The sequence below is a fragment of the Compostimonas suwonensis genome (assembly GCF_002797855.1).
In the GTDB taxonomy this organism is placed as follows: Bacteria; Actinomycetota; Actinomycetes; order Actinomycetales; family Microbacteriaceae; genus Compostimonas; species Compostimonas suwonensis.
In genome coordinates, this window is sequence record NZ_PGFB01000004.1 from 111,847 (window position 1) to 129,869 (window position 18,023).

The following is an 18,023-nucleotide window of genomic DNA, read 5'->3' on the forward strand; positions in this document are numbered from 1 at the left end:
CCTCGCCCGGCTGATTCAGGGCAGGATCACGTTCAGGCCAGCGTGACGCCCGGCAGATCGGATGACACGACCGTGTCGAGATCGGATCCGAACGTGAAGCTCGCCCGGATCTGGTCGCCCGCCAGGGCCAGGGGAAGCCAGAACCTCGCGTCGTGCCACATCCGCTCGAACGGGAGGTGCTCGAGCTCGAACCACTCCGGCACGAGCTCATCGGACTCGACGGGCTCGCCCTCGAAGCTGTCGCAGCGGAACGCCGTCGACTCCTGGCTCCACGCGGGCCGGTCGGGGAAGAAGTACCGCAGCCGCGCGAGGGGAACGAGATCGCGGGCCCGGACGCGCACACCCGACTCCTCGTGCACCTCGCGCACCGCGGCATCCAGCACCGACTCGCCCGGCTCGAGCTTGCCGCCCAGGCCTACGAGCTTGCCCGCGCCGAGACCGCCCTTCTTGCGCCCGAGCAGCACCCGGGTGACCCCGGAGGCGTCGACCCGGGTCAGATAGCAGACGCAGACCTGCGGCAGCCCGCTCGCGGGGCCGAGCGGCTCAGCGTCCGCCACCGCCGCCTCCACCACCGCCGCCGCCGGAGAAGCCGCCGCCCATCGAGCCTCCGCCGAACGAGCCGCCGCTGCTGCCCGACCACGAGCTCGAGGAGACGACGGTCGCCGAACTCGCGGCCGACAGGGAGAAGGAGGAGAGCGCGACGGCGAGGTTCGCCGATTGGAAGCCGTTTGCGCTCACGAACCAGTTCGGCTCGGCCGCGAGCTGCTCGTAGCGCACCGCGAGCTCGCCCGCCCAGCGGTCCTCGACGCCCCAGAGCACCGCGAAGGGCAGCAGCCGCTCGTAGAGCTTGACGATCTGGCTGCCGTCGCTCACGTCGATCCGCTCGGCGCCCTCGGGGCTCTGCAGGTAGCGGAAGCGATCCTTCTCGGCGAGGTCGAGGTAGACGCGCATGCCCTCGAGGTACTCCGACAGCTCCGCCCCGCTCGGCGTGAGCACCTCGGGCGGGCGCGACCAGCGCAGGCAGAGCGCGAAACCGACGACCGCGAGCACGATGACCCAGAAGATCCACGGCACATCGGCGTTCGCGGCCATCGCGATGACGAAGAGCACGATCGAGGCGACGACGAGCAGGGCGCTCAGGAGCACGATCGCGGGAGCGAACTTCGCGGTCGGCTTCGTGCGGAGCCCCCGCCCGACCACGAGCCTCCTCGTCGCCGCGGGAAGCGCCGCGAGCTTCGCCGCGAGCGTCTGCGAGGCGACCCCGAGCTCGCGCACGGCGCCCGGTGTCAGATCATCGCGGAAGAGCGCTGAGAGCAGCCCCTGCTCCTGCTCGTCGACCCCGTCGGCGTGCACGAACTGCAGCGTGAAGGTGCCGGACGCCGCGGCGCCCTTCTCCGTCACGGGGTAGTCGAGGATGTGGATGTTGCCGCGCACGGCGAAGCTGATGAGCTGCGCCTGCAATCCGCTCGAGGTGCGCCCGGCGATGTCGGCCGCGACGAGCAGGTTCACGCCCTCCGGAACGCTGTACTGCGGGATGATCGTGCCACGGCCCTTCGCGTTCGGCCAGAGCACCCGGCGCAGCAGGAGCATAACGGCGGCGGCCAGCGCCGAGAGCCCGCCGACGATCCAGGGCAGGATCGTGAACGCCCAGGACTGGCCGGGGGCCTCGGGGACCACGAAGGTGCCGCTGGCGAAGCCGATCGCGACCGTGAGGTTCTCCCCCGGTTCGAGCGGGCCGGCCGAGGCGCTGAACAGCGCGGGCGCAGGCGCTCCCGCCTGCACGTCGACCGCGGGGTCGACGCCCTGCTCGATCGTGCAGTTCTCGGTGGAGTTCTGCGCCCCCTGGTAGCACGCGAAGTCGCCGTTGAGCCCCTCGACCGGCAGGCCCGTCACGTGCACCCGCACCGTCACGCTGCCGAACGGCTGGGCGAACCCGGTGCCGTTCGTGTCCCAGTAGAACTCGTCGGAGTTCGTGTCGTTGAAGTGGCGCACGACGTTGACCTGGTCGTAGCTGATGACGTAGGTCTGCTCGCCGTGCACGAACTCGTCGGTGCCGAGCGCGAGCTCGGTGAAGCCGTCGTCGTGCGTGGTCTCGTAGGGCACGGGGTTGCCGAGCGCGTCGGTGACCGACTGCACCGTCGTACGCAGGGGCACGCCGTCGTAGTCGTCGGGGATCGCGCGCACGATGCCGCGGTTCTGATCGAAGTCGGGGAACTCCGCGACGAAGGTCTCGACCGTGTGCAGGGTCGAGGTGCCCGCCTCGTCGCTGCTCAGATAGTAGTCGACAGAGAAGGAGCCGAAACGGAAGTCGTCGACGTCTCCGCGCACCGCGAGCGTGTCCTGCTGCGTCGCCTGCGGCTGGACGATCGCGGCGGATGCCGCACCGCTCGTGAGCGCAGTCACGGTGCCGAGCACCCCGAGGAGGAACAGGCCGGTCAGTGTATGTCGCGAACGGAATCTCACAGGCTCACCCTACCGACCCCGGTCGGTCACAGCCGGGAGACTCCCGTCACCCGCACGATCGCCGTGCCCTCGGCCACCGAGGCGGGCAGGTCGACCTCGGCGTCGATGCCCCAGTCGTGATAGCCCTGGGGGTCGTGCAGGGTCTGACGCACGAGCCACACGCCGGCACCGGCATCCGCTCGGGACTCGTCGATGCTCAGCAGACGCGGGTTGCGGGCGTCGGCGTCGATGAGGAGCGTGTCGTGCTCCTCGAAGTAGGGGTCGAGGGCGTCGGCCCATTCATCGGCCGAGAGCACGTGCCCGAGCCCGGACGACGGCGACGGTCCGGACGACGACCCCGACGACAGCGCCGCTGATGCCGTCTCGAGCTCCCCGAGGGCGTCGTAGGCCTCGCGCGAGGCGAGTTGCACGCGGCGGAAGAGCTCGTTGCGCACGAGCACCGTGAAGGCCCGGCGATTGGTGAGGATGCTCGGCGGCGGGGGCGGCACGATCTCGGCGCCCCCGAGCTGCTCGAGGTCGGGGTGGATGAGCTCCTCCCACTCGTCGAGCAGGCTCGAGTCGACCTGGCGCACGAGCTCGCCGAGCCACTCGATGAGATCGAGCAGCTCCTCGGTCTTCGCCTCGGTGGGGATCGTCTGCCGGGCGGCGCGGTAGGCGTCGGAGAGGTAGCGCAGCACGACGCCCTCGGAGCGGGCCAGCTTGTAGAAGGCGATGAACTCGCCGAAGCTCATCGAGCGCTCGTAGAGGTCGCGCACGACCGACTTGGGGCGCAGCTCGAAGTCGCCGATCCACGGCTGCGAGGCGCTGTAGGTCTCGAAGGCGGCCTCGAGCAGCTCCTCGAGCGGCTTCGGATGGGTCACCGACTCGAGCAGCTCCATACGCTGGTCGTACTCGATGCCCTCGGCCTTCATGGCCGCGACGGCCTCGCCGCGCGCGGCGAACTGCTGGGCCGAGATGACCGGCCGCGGGTCGTCGAGGGTCGACTCGAGCACCGAGATCATGTCGAGGGCGTACGTGCTCGACGGGGCATCCTCGGTGCCGGGGTCGAGCAGCTCGAAGACGGCGAGCGCGAAGGGCGAGAGCGGCTGGTTGAGCGCGAAGTTCGGCTGCAGCTCCACCGTGAGACGGATGCGCACCGAGCCGTCGGCCTGCGGGGTCTGGGTGACGATGCCCGCGGTGCGCAGCGTGCGGTAGATCGCGAGCGCAGTGCGGGCGAGGGCGAGCTGCTTGAGCCACGGCTCGTGGTTGTCGAAGATGAGGTCGCGCATCGTCTGGAAGGCGTCGCCGCCGCGCGCGATGACGTTGAGCAGCATCGCGTGGCTCACCTGCATGCTCGAGCTCAGGCGCTCCGGCTCGGCCGACACGATGCGGGTGAAGCTCGGCTCGCCCCACGAGACGAAACCCTCCGGCGGCTTCTTGCGCACGATCTTCTTCTTTTTCTTCGGATCGTCGCCGGCCTTCTCGACGGCCTTCGCGTTCTCGGCCTCGTGCTCGGGGGCCTGCACGACGACGGTTCCCGCGGTGTCGTAGCCGGCTCGGCCCGCCCGGCCCGCGATCTGGTGGAACTCGCGCGCGTTCAGCTGGCGCATCTTGATGCCGTCGAACTTCGTGAGCGCCGTGATGAGCACCGTGCGGATCGGCACGTTGATGCCCACGCCGAGGGTGTCCGTTCCGCAGATCACCCGCAGCAGCCCGCGCTGGGCGAGCTGCTCGACGAGCCGCCGGTACTTCGGCAGCATGCCGGCGTGGTGCACGCCGATGCCCGCGCGCAGCAGCCGGTTGAGGGTCTTGCCGAAGCTCGTCGTGAAGCGGAAGCCGGCGATCGCCTCGCCGATCTCGTCGCGTTGCGCACGTGTGGCCACGGCCGAGCTCGTGAGCGCCTGTGCCCGCTCGAGTGCGGCCAGCTGCGAGAAGTGCACGACGTAGACGGGTGACTGGTTGGTCGTGAGCAGCTCGTCGATCGTCTCGTGCACGGGCGTCGTCGCGTAGTAGTAGTGCAGCGGCACGGGCCGCTCCACGCCGGTCACGACGGCCGTCTCACGGCCGGTGCGGCGGCTCAGGTCGTCGGCGAGCCACGACACGTCGCCGAGTGTGGCCGACATGAGGATGAACTGCACGTTCGGCAGGGTGAGCAGGGGAACCTGCCAGGCCCAGCCGCGATCGGGCTCGGAGTAGAAGTGGAACTCGTCCATGACCACCTGGCCGACGGGCGTGTCCGGCCCCATGCGCAGGGAGAGGTTCGCGAGGATCTCGGCCGTGCAGCAGATGATGGGCGCATCGGCGTTGACGGCGGAGTCGCCCGTCATCATGCCCACGTTCTGCGCCCCGAAGATCTCGACGAGGGCGAAGAACTTCTCGGAGACGAGAGCCTTGATCGGTGCCGTGTAGAAAGTGCGCCTGCCCTGAGCGAGGGCGGTGAAGTGCGCGCCCGTGGCGACGAGCGACTTCCCCGTGCCCGTCGGAGTGCTGAGGATGAGGTTCGCCCCCGAGACGATCTCGATGAGCGACTCCTCCTGCGCGGGGTACAGGGTTATGCCGCCATCGGCGACCCAGTTCGCGAACGCGTCGAACGCCGCATCCGCTTCGAAGGGGATGGGCAGGGCGTCGAGGAGTCGCATCGAGACCATCCTCCCATTGCCGGATGACGATCGGATGCCGCGGCTGCCCACCGAGACCGGCTGGCTAAGGGGTCAGTAGCCAGCCGTTCTCGGCCGCGATACGCGCCGCCTCCGAGGCGTTGCGGGCGTTCGTCTTGCCGATCGCCGCTGAGAGATGGTTGCGCACGGTGCCCTCGGAGAGGCGCAGGAGGCGTGCCACCTCGGCCGTCGTGCCACCCTGGCGCAGGGCGATGAGCACGTCGGTCTCTCGCGCGCTCAGCGGAGAAGCGCCCATCACGAGCGACTCGGCCGCGAGAGCCGGGTCGACGACGGTGTCTCCCGCGGCTACCCGGCGCACGGCGGCGGCGAGCTGGCCGGAAGGGGTGTCTTTGACGACGAAGCCCAAGGCGCCGGCCTCGAGCGCGAGCCGGAGATAGCCGGGGCGGCCGAAGGTCGTCACGATGAGCGAACGGCACTCCGGCACCTGCTCGCGCAGCAGCCGGGCCACCGCGATGCCGTCGAGCCCCGGCATCTCCACGTCGAGCAGCGCGACATCCGGCCGGGTCGAGCGAGCTGCCTCGAGCACCTCGTCGCCTCTGCCCACCTGCGAGACGATCTCGAGATCGGGCTCCAGATCGAGCAGGGATGCGATCGCGCCGCGCACGAGGGCCTGGTCGTCGGCGATCAGCACGCGGAGCACCTCCCGCGCCCGGAGCTGTCGGGGCGTGCTCATGTCCCCACCTCCTCGACGACGAGCTCGAAGCCGCCATCGACCCGATCGGTCGCCCGCAAACGCAGTCCGCTTTGCTTCGCGCGTTCGGTCAGGCCGCGCAAACCGTTTCCCGCACCGTCGCCCGTGCCCGGCGTCGAAGCGGTCGTCGCGGAGCCGACTCCGTCGTCGCGCACGACCAGCCGTCGCGGCCCCAGTTCGACCCAGCACTCGCCGGCCTCGGAGTGGCGGATGACGTTGGTCACCCCTTCCCGCAGCACCCAGGCGAAGGCGGTCCGCACCTCGTCGTCGACGGCCGAGGTGTCGTCCGGCAGTCGCGCCGTGATGCCCGCCGCATCGAGTGCCGAACGCGCGGCCGCGAGCTCGGCGTCGAGGTCGGCCTCGCGATAGTTCGAGACCGAGCTTCGCAGATCGGCGAGCGCCGTGCGCGCGAGCTGCTCGACGTCGGCGATCTCCACGCGCGCTCTGCGCGGGTCGAGGCCTACGAGCCGGCCGGCCAGCTCCGCCTTCACCGCGACGACCGTGAGCGAGTGGCCGAGCACGTCGTGCAGGTCTCGGGCGAGCCTCGCCCGCTCCTCCATGGCGGCGAGCCGCCCGATCTCCGCCTGCGCCTCGCGCAGTCGCCGGTTGGCGACGATCTGGCGGGAGAAGGCGATCATCGAGAATGCGACCGAGGCCGTGACCACCGGTGCGAAGGAGACGGAACTGGGGAAGCCCGTGGCGACGACGATCGCGAACAGCACGCCCACGAGAGCCAGGGCGAGCACGAGCGCCGTGCGCATGGGCAACCAGGTGAAGCCGATCATGGCCGCGACCAGCGTCCAGACCCAGAGGGCGTCGACACCGAGGAAGGGGAAGAGCGCGACCGTCGCGACCCAGTACACCACGATCGCGAGGACCTTGATGAGCACGGGCTCCGGCCAGACGAGCGGCGGGAGCACGAGGAACCCCAGGTAAAAGGCCACGAGCAGCACCGTCACAACGATCTGCTCGGCCAGCGGGCCGTCACCTGACCAGACGACGATGAACTCGAGGATCTGGTAGACGAGACCGAACATCGCGCCGAGATACCAGCGGTAGGCCCCCGGAGTGAGGAGACGGCCGATGAGCCTCTTCGATCGCCGTCCGCTCCGATCCTGCACGGGGTTCACTGTACGCCCGCTGCGCTCAGGCCCTCGCCGCATCCCGCCGATAGCGCCAGACGATGAGCACGGTGAGAACCACCGCCCAGCACCCCAGCACGAGTGCCGGGGTGAGCGCGCCACCCGAGCCCAGGGCGCCCATCTGCCCGAGCCGGTTGAGCCAGTACGACGGCACGATCTGCGCGACATCCGACACCCATCCCGGCATGACCTGCAGGGGAATCCAGAGCCCGCCCAGGATCGCGAGGCCCAGGAAGGTCACCATGAACAGCGGCTGCGCGAACTCGGGCTTCGCGAACTGGCCGATGAGGATCGCGATGAGGGCGAAGGGGATGACGCCGATCCACAGGCCGAGGGCTGCCATGGCCCATTCGGCAGGCGCCAGGCGCGCGCCGAGAACGAGAGTCGACACGGCGATCGTCAGCAGGATCGAGAGCAGTGCGATCGTGAGGGCAGCCACGACCTTCGACACGAGATAACCCGTTCCGCTCAGAGGGGTGATACGCAGTTGCCGGTTCCAGCCGATCGAGCGCTCGTTGACGATCGTGAACGCCTGCGAGAGCGCCGCCATCATGGCGCCGTAGCCGGCCATCTGCACGGTCGTGACGACGAGCCAGGGCAGGCCGGTCGAGCCGTCGAGCTGACCGCTCGAACCGTAGGCGCCGCCGAAGATCAGCAGCATAACGACCGGCAGCACGAAGGTGAAGACGAGGGATCGGAGGTTTCGCAGCTGCCGCGCGACCTCGAGGGCGATGTAGCGGGGTCTCATCGAACGGTCTCCTTCGTGCTCGTGAGTGCGAGGAACGCGTCGTCCATGGTGCGCGCGACGACCTCGATGTCGTGGATCCTCGGCCAGGTGGCGAGCACCGTGCGCAGAACACCGTCGGAGTCGTCGGTGCGCACCGAGAAGCGTCCTGCGCGGTGATCGACGGCGTGCACCCCGGGCAGAGCCTCGAGCACAGCCCGGACATCCGCGGTCCCGTTGTCGAGGGTGAAGGCCACGACTCGGCCGGTCACAACAGCCTTGATCTCGGCGGGGGCATCGTCGGCGACGACGCGACCGCGACTCAGGATGACGATGCGGTCGGCGAAGCTATCGGCCTCATCGAGGTAATGGGTCGCGAAGACGACGGTGCGGCCCTGCGAGGTGAACTCCCTCATCGACTCCCAGAAGACGTGCCGCGCCTCGACGTCCATCGCGGCCGTCGGCTCGTCGAGGATGAGCAGCTGCGGGTTGGAGACGACAGCGACGGCGAAGCGGGCGCGCTGCAGCTGGCCGCCGCTCAAGCTGCTCACACGTTGCCGGGCGATGTCGGTGACGCGTGCGCGTTCGAGCGCCTCCGCGACCGGAAGCGGGTGGTTATGAGCAGCGGCGACGAGGGCGACGCTCTGTGCGACCGTCATCGTTGGCAGGAGCGCGCCGCCCTGCAGCATCGCGCCCACCCGGCCGCCGACGATCGCCGCGCGGGGTGTGCCTCCGAAGAGCTCGGCCGTGCCGGAGCTCGGCGTCGCGAGCCCCAGCGCCAGGTCGATCGTCGTCGATTTTCCGGCCCCATTGGGCCCGAGCAGAGCGACGACCTCGCCTCTGCCGATCTCGAGGGAGATGTCGTCGACGGCGGCGAGGGTTCCGAATCGTTTGGAGAGATCCGTCAGGCGGATCACCGGGCTTTCTGTCATGCCTCCATGCTCGTCGCGGCCGCCACCTCGCGCCCAGGGTGGCTGTCACGATCTGGCGGTGACAAATGTCATAACGGGTGACATCTCGGCGCTGCGGCACACTCGAAAACCTAAATGTTGTTAATAAACCGAAATAGCAGAGTATGCCGAGTTCACGCGCCTGTCGCTGTCCCCTGTTCGAACGAGGCAACATACTGTCGACGCCATCCTCATCGCACACATACCACGCCGGATTCACCGTAGATTTGCGGATGCTGAGACCATCGACGATAATCGCGCGCTCGACGGCAATGGCCCCCTCGCACGAGTCCGTCCATTAAGTCTTGACTATCGACATACTCTGCGATTAGCGTGAACCTCGGACTCCCCCGGACCATTCGCCGCAGCTAGGAACGCGGCGATCGCGACGCGAACGGGTGTCTGGTGCCGCGGATGGCCGCGGTATGGAATCAACGGGCGACGCCGCCGGGCATCGTCCGCACAGAACGTGCAGCGACGCACGGGAGAGCGAGCTTCGATGGCTGACAGCGAACGGACGGGAATCTGGTTCATCGGAGCGCGGGGCTCGGTGGCGACGACGGCCACGATCGGGCTCTACGCCATCCGGCGCGGGGTCGCGGCATCCACCGGGCTCGTCACGGCCGGCGCGGACTTCGTGGGCGTCGACCTGCCCTCGCTCGACTCGCTCGTCGTCGGCGGTCATGACGTCTCCGGCCTTCCCCTGCAGGCCCGCGCGCAGGTCATCGTCGACGGCGGCATGGTCTCCGCCGCGATCGTCGCCCAGGTCGCCGACGAGCTCGCGCTCACGGAGCAGGACCTGCGGCCCGGCTACTCGGTGACGAGCGACGAGACCCAGCAGGATGCCGCCGAGCGCCTGCGCGGTGACATCGTCGACTTCCGCGAACGGCACGGCCTCGCCCGCGTCGTGGTCGTCGACGTCGCCTCGACCGAGCCGCTCGTGGACGACGTGCCCGAGTTCCACGACGCCGAGCTCCTGGGCACCGCCCTCGCCGACCCGACCCGGCGCGTGCTGCCGCCGAGCTCGCTCGCGGCCTACGCGGCCATCCTCGCCGGCAGCCCCTATGTCGGCTTCACACCCTCGAGCGGGATGTCGCTGCCCGTGCTCGTCGAGCTCGCGACCCGCGCCGGCCTGCCGATCGCCGGGCAGGACGGCAAGACCGGCGAGACGCTCCTGCGCACGGCCCTCGCGCCTATGTTCCGCGCTCGGGGCATGCGCGTGCTCTCGTGGGCCGGCGCGAACCTCCTCGGCGGCGGCGACGGCGCGACCCTCGCCGACCCCGAGGCCGTGCGCAGCAAGCTCGCCTCCAAGAACCGCGGACTGCACGAGCTGCTCGGCGACGACGTCGTGACCCCGCTGCACATCGACAACGTGCCCGATCTCGGCGACGTCAAGACCGCGTGGGACAACGTGCACGTCGAGGGCTTCCTCGGCTCGCGCCTGACCCTGCAGACCACCTGGACCGCGTACGACTCCTCCCTCGCCGCACCCCTCGTGCTCGACCTCGTGCGCCTCCTCTCGCTCGCGCACATCGCCGGCACGGGCGGCCCCGTGGCCGCCATGGGCTTCTTCTTCAAAGACCCGTGGGGCTCCGACGTGCACGACTTCGGCGAGCAGACCCGCGCTCTCGTCGACTGGGCGCACACGACGAGCGACGCGGTGGCGGCCGCGGCGCCCGTGGGGGACGCGCCCGCGGAAGCGGCACCGACCGAGGCGGCACCGACCGAATACGCGGCGAGCAGAGTGTGACGGTGAAGGCCTATCTCGAACTCGTCAGGGCCCCGGCCGCGCTGACCGTTCTCGGCGACACCCTCGTGGGCGCGGCATCCGCCGGCCGCGCGCTCGGGGTCCGGGGCCTGGCTCTGCCCCTCGCCTCGGCGTGCCTCTACGCGAGCGGGATGGCGCTCAACGACTACGCCGATCGGGAGCTCGACGCCGTCGAACGCCCCGAACGGCCGATCCCCTCCGGCCGGATCTCGCCGCGGCGCGCTCTCGGCGTGGCGGTGGGGCTCACCGCCGCGGGGCTCGCGATCGCGGCCGCGGCGGGCGGGCGGCGCAGCTTCGCCGTGGCGCTGCCCCTCACGGCGAGCATCTGGCTGTACGACCTCGTGGCGAAGCCCACCGCTGCCGGGCCCGCCGTCATGGCGGCCTGCCGCGGGCTCGACGTGCTCATGGGCGCGGGGAGCGACCGGATCGGCGCGGCCGCCCCGTCCGCGGCGATCATGGCCTCGCACACCTTCGGGGTCACCGCCCTCGCCCGCGGCGAGGTGCACGGCACCACGCCCGCGATCGCCCGGGCCGTCGCCCTCGGCACGGCCGCGAACACGATCGCCGCCCTCTCGATCCCCTTGCCGGCCGGATCGGTGAGCGGCTCACCGGGCGGCCTCCGGGCCCCGAGCCCGGCCGCCGGCGCCACACGAACGCTCGCCGCGGCATCCGCGCTGTCATACGCCGCCGCCTGCGGGCCCGCCCAGCTCGAGACGGTCGAGACGCCGGATGCCGCGCACGCACGCCGAGCGACCGGCCGCGGCATCCGCGCCATGGTGCCCCTCCAGACCGCTCTCGCCGCGCGCGCCGGCTCGCTCGGCGCGACGCTCGTGCTCGCCGCCGTGGACGTCGCCGGCCGGCTGCTCTCCCGCAGGCGCTCGACCGCGGACATCACATGAGCACGCCCGACACGGCCGCGCCCTTCGCCATCGGCTACGGCACGAACGGCTTCACCGACCACACGCTCGACGACGCGCTGCGAGTGCTCGCCGGCCTCGGCTACGAGGCGATCGCTCTCACCCTCGGGCACCCTCATCTCGACCCCTTCGCACACGACGCGGACGCCCGCGCCGACCGGCTCGCCCGGCGGCTCGGCGAGTTCGGGATGCGCGTCGTCGTCGAGACGGGCGCCCGGTACCTGCTCGACCCCCGTGTCAAGCACCATCCGACCCTCGTGAGCGAGGAGCTCGGCCGCCGGATCGAGTTCCTCCAGCGCGCCGTCGAGCTCGCCGAACGGCTGGACGCCGAGTGCGTCTCGTTCTGGTCGGGTGTGCTGCCCGCGGGCACGACCCCGGCGGAGGGCGAGAGGCGCATGCTCGAGAGACTGCCCGCCCTGCTCGACACCGCCGAGCGCCACGGCGTGACGCTCGCCCTCGAGCCAGAGCCGGGTATGGCCGTCGAGACCGTCGGCGACGCCCTGCGCCTGCGCGAGGCGCTCGGCTCCCCCGCGCTGCTCGGCATCACGGTCGACCTCGGTCACTGCGTGGCCGTCGAGCCGCACGGCGTCGACGGCGCGCTCCGCGAGGCGGGGGCGCTGCTGCGCAACGTGCAGGTCGACGACATGGTGCCCGGAGTGCACGAGCACCTCGAGCTGGGGCACGGCGAGCTCGACCTCCCGCTCGCCCTCGCGACCCTCGCCGAGATCGGCTACTGCGGTGTCGCGGCCATGGAGTTCCCCCGCCACTCGCACGACGCGCCCGCCCTCGCCGCACGCAGCATCGCCGCCGTCCGTGCGGCGTGGGAGTCATCGCCGTCCACAGCCGAGGAGCGCAGTCATGCCTGACATCCCCTCCGACGGCTGGGTCGCGCGGGCGCAGGCCGTGATCGCGAACGACCCCGCCTCGATCTCCCGCTTCTTCGCGCAGGCCGGCCGCGCCGTGGGGCGCGAGGCCGTCGAGCCCGCAGCCGACCCGACCGGCATCGTGCACGGCACCCGGGACGACCTCGCGCGCGTCGCCCTCGTGGTGTCCCTCTCCGGCGCGCTCGACGACGCCCCGCTCGCGACCGAGCTCGAATCGCTCTACCGCCACGGCGACAACGCCGAGCGACGCGGAGTGCTGCTCGGCCTCGGCGCCCTCGACACCCGCCCGGCGGGGCTCGTGGAGGGCGAGGTGGTAGCGGCAGGTGTCGAGCTCGCGAAGGACGCACTCCGCGCGAACGACCCCCGGCTCGTGGCATCCGCCCTCGGGGATTTCGGCGCTCGGCACCTCGACGACCACAGCTGGCGCCACGGCGTGCTCAAGCTCGTGTTCATGGACGCGCCGCTCGCCTCCGTCGCGGGCCTCGACGGCCGCTACGACGACGAGCTCGACCGGATGCTCGGCGCCCTCGACGAGGAGCGCAGGGCGGCCGGGCGCACGACACCCGACGACGTCGTGCGGCTGCGGCTCCGGCACCGCGCACAGGCACCGACGCGCGCGCAGCCGCCCCAGGACCAGCACGTGCACCAGACGAAAGGCGAATGATGCGCATCTTCGACCCGCACATCCACATGACCTCCCGCACGACCGACGACTACCAGGCGATGTACGCCTCGGGGGTGCGCGCGCTCGTCGAGCCCTCCTTCTGGCTCGGCCAGCCGCGCACGAGCGCGGGCTCCTTCACCGACTACTTCGACGCCCTCATCGGCTGGGAGCGCTTCCGGGCCTCGCAGTACGGCATCCGGCACCACGCGGCGCTCGCCCTCAACCCCAAGGAGGCGAACGACCCGCGGCTGCGCGAGGTCGTCGAGCTGCTGCCCCGCTACCTCGGCAAAGACGGCGTCGTCGCGGTCGGCGAGGTCGGCTACGACTCGATGACCCCCGAGGAGGACGAGGTCTTCGCCCGCCAGCTCGAGCTCGCGCGCGAGTTCGAGCTGCCCGTCATGGTGCACACCCCGCACCGCGACAAGGTCGCCGGCACGAGGCGCACCCTCGACGTCGTGCGCGAGTCGGGCATCGACCCGGCGATGGTCGTGGTCGACCACCTCAACGAGGGCACCGTCGACCTCGTCGCCGACAGCGGTGCCTGGATGGGCTTCTCGATCTACCCGCACACGAAGATGGACGAGCCGCGGATGGTCGAGATCCTGCGCAGGATCGGCACCCGGAGGGTGCTCGTGAACTCGGCCGCCGACTGGGGCCAGTCCGATCCGCTCAAGACCTCGTCGACCGGCCGCGAGATGCTCGGCGGCGGCTTCGACGCGGCCGCGGTGCACACGGTGCTGTGGGAGAACCCCGTCGCCTTCTTCGGGCAGAGCGGCAGGCTCGTGCTCGACCCGATCCCCGGCTTCGAGGAGGACGACGCCTCCGACGGCTCCGGCGCGCCCGACGCCTCGGGCGCGCTCTTCGAGGGCAACTCGGTGCTGCGCGGGGAGCGTGTGCGATGAGGCTCTCCTACTGCACGAACGTTCATCCCGCCGAAGACCTCGAGGGCGTCATCCGTCAGCTCGACGAGTACTCCGGACCCGCTCGGATCGCCGCGGGCCTCGACGTGCTCGGCGTGGGCCTCTGGCTTCCCGCCGAGCTGGCCGCGCTGCTCGCGAGCGACGACGACGCTCTCGCGAGCCTCCGCGACGCGCTCGAGCGCAACCGGCTCGAGCTGCGCACGATCAACGCCTTCCCCTTCGCCGCCTTCCACGCCGAGGTCGTGAAGCTCGACGTCTACCGTCCGAACTGGGCGGATGCCGCGCGCCTGCGCTTCACGCTCGACTGCGCCCTCGTGCTCTCCCGCCTGCTGCCCCCGCACGCCGACGGCAGCATCTCGACGCTCCCCCTCGGCTGGCGCACGGAGTGGTCGGCCGACGACGACCGCATCGCGACGGCTCAGCTCGGCGAGCTGTCGCGCGAGCTCGCGGCGCTGCGGCACAGCAGCGGTCACGCCATCCGCCTCGCGATCGAGCCGGAGCCCGGTTGCATCCTCGACACGGTGAGCGACATCGTGCGCTGGCTCGCGCCCCGCGTGGCGGACGGCGCAATCGATCCCGAGTTCATCGGCGTCTGCCTCGACACCTGCCACCTGGCCGTGTCGTTCGCCGAGCCGGAGTCGGCCGTGCGGCAGATCGCCGAGGCGGGCCTGCGGGTCGTCAAGGTGCAGGCCTCGGCCGCGCTCGAGGTCCCCGACCCCGCCGACCCTCTGCAACGTGCGGCCGTGGGCGTCTTCGCCGAGAAGCGCTACCTGCACCAGGTGCGGGAGCTGCAGCCGGACGGCACGGTGCTCGCCTCCGACGACCTCGACGAGGCGCTCGAGGCCCTTCCCGCCACCGGGCCGTGGCGTGTGCACTTCCACGTGCCGCTGCACCACGTGCCCGCAGAGCCGCTGCGCTCGACGACGGACGTGCTCATCCGCGCCGTCGCGGCCGTCGCCGCGACGCCGGGCGGCGGCGACACCCACCTCGACGTCGAGACCTACACCTGGAGCGTGCTCCCGGAGGGCCGGAACCCCGCCGACCTCGTGGCGGGCATCGCGGCCGAGCTGCGCTGGGCCGTGCGCGAGCTCGTGCCGCCGACGGCGGATGCCGCGACCCATCCGAAGGCCCAGACCGAGGGAGCCCTGCGATGAGGCCCGTGCTGCTGCTCGACGTCGTCGGGCTCACCGCGAAGGCCCTCGCCCACATGCCACGGCTGCGCGCCTGCGTGCAGAACGGCTGGCAGGGCGAGCTCGGCACGATCCTGCCCGCTGTCACCTGCAGCGTGCAGTCGACCATCCTCACCGGCACGATGCCCGCCCAGCACGGCTCGGTCGGCAACGGCTGGTACTTCCGCGAGCTCGGCGAGATCTTCCTGTGGCGCCAGCACAACAAGCTCGTCGCGGGCGAGAAGCTCTGGGAGACGGCCCGCGGCCGCCACGACGGCTACACGGCGGCGAACGTCTGCTGGTGGTACGCGATGGGCGCCTCGACCGACGTCACCGTCACGCCCCGCCCCGTCTATCACGCCGACGGGCGCAAGTCCCCCGACGCCTACGTGCGCCCGCCCGCGCTGCACGACGTGCTCACCGAGCAACTCGGCGACTTCCCGCTCTTCCAGTACTGGGGCCCGACGGCGAGCATCGCCTCGACGCGCTGGATCGTGGAGGCGACGCGCAGCATCCTGCGCAGCCACGAGCCGAACCTCACGATGGCCTACCTGCCGCACCTCGACTACGACCTGCAGCGCTTCGGACCGGACGGCCCCGAGGCGGATGCCGCGGCGGCGGAGCTCGACGCGGCCCTCGCCCCTCTGCTCGACGACGCCGCCGAGCGCGGCATCGCCGTCGTCGCCCTCGCCGAGTACGGGATCGCCCCGGCGACCCTGCCCATCGACCTCAACCGCACCCTGCGCCGCAACGGGCTGCTCGAGGTGTACGTGCAGGACGGCCGCGAGCTGCTCGATCCGTGGACCTCGAAGGCCTTCGCGGTCGCCGACCACCAGGTCGCGCACGTCTACCTCGACGACCTCTCCCGGCTCGAGCGGGTGCGCTCGATCATCGCCGAGCTGCCCGGGGTCGACGAGGTGCTCGACCGCGGGCAGCAGGCCCGGTACGGCCTCGACCACAGCCGCTCGGGCGATCTCGTCGTCGTCGCGCAGCCCGGCGCGTGGTTCACCTACTACTACTGGCTGAGCGACCAGCGCGCCCCCGACTTCGCGCGCGGCGTCGAGATCCACAAGAAGCCCGGCTACGACCCCGCCGAGCTGTTCTTCAACCCCGCCGACCCGCTCGTCAAGCTCAAGGCGGCCGGCAACCTCGCCAAGAAGAAGGTCGGCCTGCGCTACACGATGAACGCCGTGCCGCTCGACGCACACCTAGTGAAGGGCACGCACGGCCGGCTGCCGGACTCCTCGGCCGACACCCCGCTGCTGCTGCTCTCGGATGCCGCGCTCGCCGAGGGGCTCGGCGCGGGCCCCGTTCCGGCCACCGGCATCCGCGACATCGTGCTGCGCGCCCAGGGGCTGCTGCCCGGCTGACTCGCCGCTGACTCGTCGAGCGCGGTTTTGTTCGCGGCCGACGAGTGCCGGGGCTCGTCGGCCGCGAACAAAACCGCGCTCGACGTGCCTCGTTCCCATTCACAGAATTCGGTCGTAGTCTCGGCGTCGTGACAACTACCGGGGAACGCACGGCCGCGAGGCCGGGCAGGCGCACCGTGCCCTGGCGTCTCGCGGCTCTCGCGGGCATCGCCTCCGCCGTCGCCGGCCTCGGCGCGGCCGAGCTCGCCGCGGCCCTGTTCGCGCCCACGGCCGGCCCGATCGTCGTTGTGGGCGCGCTCGTCATCGACCTCGTCCCCGGCTGGGTCAAAGACGTGGTCGTCCAGCTCTTCGGCACCGACGACAAAGCCGTGCTGCTCGTGACCCTCGTGGTTCTCGTGCTCGTCCTCGCAGCCCTCGCGGGGGTGCTCGAGCTCGTGCGCTCGCCCATCGGCCGCATCCTCGTCATCCTCGCCGGCCTCCTCGGCGCCTTCGCCGGGCTCACCCGCGCCGGGGCGTCGCCGCTGGATGCCGCGCCCTCCGTCGTGGGGATGATCGCCGCCGCCGTCCTGCTGGCCGTGCTCGTCAAACGGCTGCAGAACGCGCCTCGCCCGGGAACCCCCGAGGCCGGCATCGACCGCCGCCGCTTCCTCGTCGTCGCGGGCTCGGCGACGGCGCTCGGCATCCTCGCGGTGATCGGCGGGCAGCTGCTCGCCGCCGGCTCGCGGGCCGTCGACGCGGCGAGGGCGATGTTCAGACTCCCTGCGCCTGCGAAGGCCGCGCCGCCCATCCCGAGCGGGGCCGACTTCCGGATCGAGGGGCTCGCCCCGATCGTCACGCCCAACGAGAGCTTCTACCGCATCGACACCGCGCTGCAGGTGCCGCGCATCGACCCCGCCGACTGGAGCCTGAGGATCACGGGCATGGTCGACACCGAGGTCACGCTCGGCTTCGACGAGCTCGTCGCCCTGCCGCTCGAGGAGAGCACGACGACGCTCACCTGCGTCTCCAACGAGATCGGCGGCGACCTCATCGGCAACGCGACCTGGCTCGGCTACCCGATCCGCGAGCTGCTCACCCGGGCGGGCGTGCACGCCGACGCCGACATGGTGCTCTCGACGAGCGAGGACGGCTGGACCGCGAGCACGCCCATCGAGGCGCTCACCGACGACCGCAACGCGATCCTCGCCGTGGGCATGAACGGCGAGCCGCTGCCGCTCGAGCACGGCTTTCCCGTGCGCATGGTCGTGCCGGGGCTCTACGGCTACGTGTCGGCGACCAAATGGGTGCGCACCCTCGAGGTCACCCGCTTCGACCGGCACGTCGCCTACTGGCAGGAGCGCGGCTGGGGCGAGCGCGGGCCCATCAAGACGGCCTCGCGCATCGACGTGCCGAAACGCGGTCAGCCGCTCACGGCGGGCACGATCACCGTGGCCGGCGTCGCCTGGGCGCAGCACACCGGCATCCGGGGCGTCGAGGTGCAGGTCGACGACGGCGCCTGGCAGGCCGCGACCCTCGCCGACGCGATCTCGGCGGACACCTGGCGGCAGTGGCGCTACGACTGGCCCGCGACGAGCGGCGCCCACAGCATCCGGGCGCGGGCGACCGACGGCAACGGAATCGTGCAGACCTCGGCGGTCGCCGGGGTGCTGCCCGACGGGGCGACCGGCTACCCCGAGATCTCGGTGACCGTCGGCGGCTGAGACG

15 protein-coding genes are annotated in these 18,023 nt (G+C 71.3%); 8 read left to right on the forward strand and 7 right to left on the reverse strand.

Annotated features, from left to right (window positions below):
* Nucleotides 1-32: 32 nt before the first annotated feature.
* Genes CLV54_RS11655 through CLV54_RS11685 form a run of 7 tightly spaced genes read right to left on the reverse strand, consistent with a single transcriptional unit; the run spans nucleotide 33 to nucleotide 8,609 of the window.
* On the reverse strand, nucleotides 33-557 hold the full coding sequence (locus CLV54_RS11655; RefSeq protein ID WP_157802937.1) for an 8-oxo-dGTP diphosphatase: 525 nt from the start codon (nucleotides 555-557) through the stop codon (nucleotides 33-35).
* Nucleotides 544-2,463 (reverse strand): DUF2207 domain-containing protein, encoded by a 1,920-nt coding sequence (locus CLV54_RS17535; RefSeq protein WP_157802938.1) that lies wholly within the window; start codon nucleotides 2,461-2,463, stop codon nucleotides 544-546. The genes CLV54_RS11655 and CLV54_RS17535 overlap by 14 nt, the downstream gene beginning before the upstream one ends.
* 26 nt (nucleotides 2,464-2,489) lie before the next feature.
* On the reverse strand, nucleotides 2,490-5,090 hold the full coding sequence (locus CLV54_RS11665) for a DEAD/DEAH box helicase (RefSeq protein WP_425430280.1): 2,601 nt from the start codon (nucleotides 5,088-5,090) through the stop codon (nucleotides 2,490-2,492).
* Nucleotides 5,091-5,145: 55 nt separating this feature from the next.
* Nucleotides 5,146-5,793, reverse strand: coding sequence for a response regulator transcription factor (locus CLV54_RS11670; protein ID WP_100345169.1), 648 nt, complete (start codon nucleotides 5,791-5,793; stop codon nucleotides 5,146-5,148).
* Nucleotides 5,790-6,932: a sensor histidine kinase gene (locus CLV54_RS11675; protein ID WP_245861660.1), complete on the reverse strand. Its 1,143-nt coding sequence runs from the start codon at nucleotides 6,930-6,932 to the stop codon at nucleotides 5,790-5,792. The genes CLV54_RS11670 and CLV54_RS11675 overlap by 4 nt, the downstream gene beginning before the upstream one ends.
* A 25-nt stretch (nucleotides 6,933-6,957) precedes the next feature.
* Complete coding sequence (locus CLV54_RS11680; RefSeq protein ID WP_100345171.1) at nucleotides 6,958-7,701, reverse strand: ABC transporter permease; 744 nt, start codon at nucleotides 7,699-7,701, stop codon at nucleotides 6,958-6,960.
* Entirely contained in the window at nucleotides 7,698-8,609 is a 912-nt protein-coding gene (locus CLV54_RS11685; RefSeq protein WP_100345172.1) for an ABC transporter ATP-binding protein, read from the reverse strand. Before CLV54_RS11685 ends, CLV54_RS11680 begins: the two co-directional genes overlap by 4 nt.
* Before the next feature lie 517 nt (nucleotides 8,610-9,126).
* Here CLV54_RS11685 and CLV54_RS11690 point away from each other — a divergent pair.
* The 8 genes from CLV54_RS11690 (at nucleotide 9,127) to CLV54_RS11720 (ending at nucleotide 18,019) form a co-directional block, all read left to right on the forward strand.
* Nucleotides 9,127-10,377 (forward strand): inositol-3-phosphate synthase, encoded by a 1,251-nt coding sequence (locus CLV54_RS11690; protein WP_100345173.1) that lies wholly within the window; start codon nucleotides 9,127-9,129, stop codon nucleotides 10,375-10,377.
* A 2-nt stretch (nucleotides 10,378-10,379) separates the two neighbouring features.
* The gene (locus CLV54_RS11695) at nucleotides 10,380-11,294 is read left to right on the forward strand and encodes an SCO3242 family prenyltransferase (RefSeq protein WP_100345496.1); all 915 of its coding nucleotides are present in this window, start codon (nucleotides 10,380-10,382) and stop codon (nucleotides 11,292-11,294) included.
* Entirely contained in the window at nucleotides 11,291-12,178 is an 888-nt protein-coding gene (locus CLV54_RS17810) for a sugar phosphate isomerase/epimerase family protein (RefSeq protein WP_211294531.1), read from the forward strand. Before CLV54_RS11695 ends, CLV54_RS17810 begins: the two co-directional genes overlap by 4 nt.
* Nucleotides 12,171-12,860: an EboA domain-containing protein gene (locus CLV54_RS17815; protein WP_211294532.1), complete on the forward strand. Its 690-nt coding sequence runs from the start codon at nucleotides 12,171-12,173 to the stop codon at nucleotides 12,858-12,860. Before CLV54_RS17810 ends, CLV54_RS17815 begins: the two co-directional genes overlap by 8 nt.
* Complete coding sequence (locus tag CLV54_RS11705; RefSeq protein ID WP_245861662.1) at nucleotides 12,857-13,762, forward strand: TatD family hydrolase; 906 nt, start codon at nucleotides 12,857-12,859, stop codon at nucleotides 13,760-13,762. Before CLV54_RS17815 ends, CLV54_RS11705 begins: the two co-directional genes overlap by 4 nt.
* Nucleotides 13,759-14,934: a metabolite traffic protein EboE gene (gene eboE / locus CLV54_RS11710; protein ID WP_100345174.1), complete on the forward strand. Its 1,176-nt coding sequence runs from the start codon at nucleotides 13,759-13,761 to the stop codon at nucleotides 14,932-14,934. Before CLV54_RS11705 ends, eboE begins: the two co-directional genes overlap by 4 nt.
* A complete protein-coding gene (locus tag CLV54_RS11715; RefSeq protein WP_100345175.1) occupies nucleotides 14,931-16,319 on the forward strand; it encodes an alkaline phosphatase family protein in 1,389 nt (462 codons plus the stop codon). Before eboE ends, CLV54_RS11715 begins: the two co-directional genes overlap by 4 nt.
* Before the next feature lie 128 nt (nucleotides 16,320-16,447).
* A complete protein-coding gene (locus CLV54_RS11720; protein ID WP_245861664.1) occupies nucleotides 16,448-18,019 on the forward strand; it encodes a molybdopterin-dependent oxidoreductase in 1,572 nt (523 codons plus the stop codon).
* The last annotated feature ends 4 nt before the right edge of the window (nucleotides 18,020-18,023 follow it).

Coding starts and splice junctions, on each gene's coding strand:
- CLV54_RS17810 (WP_211294531.1), top strand. CDS start 11,291: ATGAGCACGCCCGACACGGCCGCGCCCTTCGCCATCGGCTACGGCACG.
- CLV54_RS11690 (WP_100345173.1), top strand. CDS start 9,127: ATGGCTGACAGCGAACGGACGGGAATCTGGTTCATCGGAGCGCGGGGC.
- CLV54_RS11670 (WP_100345169.1), bottom strand. CDS start 5,793: ATGAGCACGCCCCGACAGCTCCGGGCGCGGGAGGTGCTCCGCGTGCTG.
- CLV54_RS11715 (WP_100345175.1), top strand. CDS start 14,931: ATGAGGCCCGTGCTGCTGCTCGACGTCGTCGGGCTCACCGCGAAGGCC.
- CLV54_RS11685 (WP_100345172.1), bottom strand. CDS start 8,609: ATGACAGAAAGCCCGGTGATCCGCCTGACGGATCTCTCCAAACGATTC.
- CLV54_RS11665 (WP_425430280.1), bottom strand. CDS start 5,090: ATGGTCTCGATGCGACTCCTCGACGCCCTGCCCATCCCCTTCGAAGCG.
- CLV54_RS11705 (WP_245861662.1), top strand. CDS start 12,857: ATGATGCGCATCTTCGACCCGCACATCCACATGACCTCCCGCACGACC.
- eboE (WP_100345174.1), top strand. CDS start 13,759: ATGAGGCTCTCCTACTGCACGAACGTTCATCCCGCCGAAGACCTCGAG.
- CLV54_RS11680 (WP_100345171.1), bottom strand. CDS start 7,701: ATGAGACCCCGCTACATCGCCCTCGAGGTCGCGCGGCAGCTGCGAAAC.
- CLV54_RS17815 (WP_211294532.1), top strand. CDS start 12,171: ATGCCTGACATCCCCTCCGACGGCTGGGTCGCGCGGGCGCAGGCCGTG.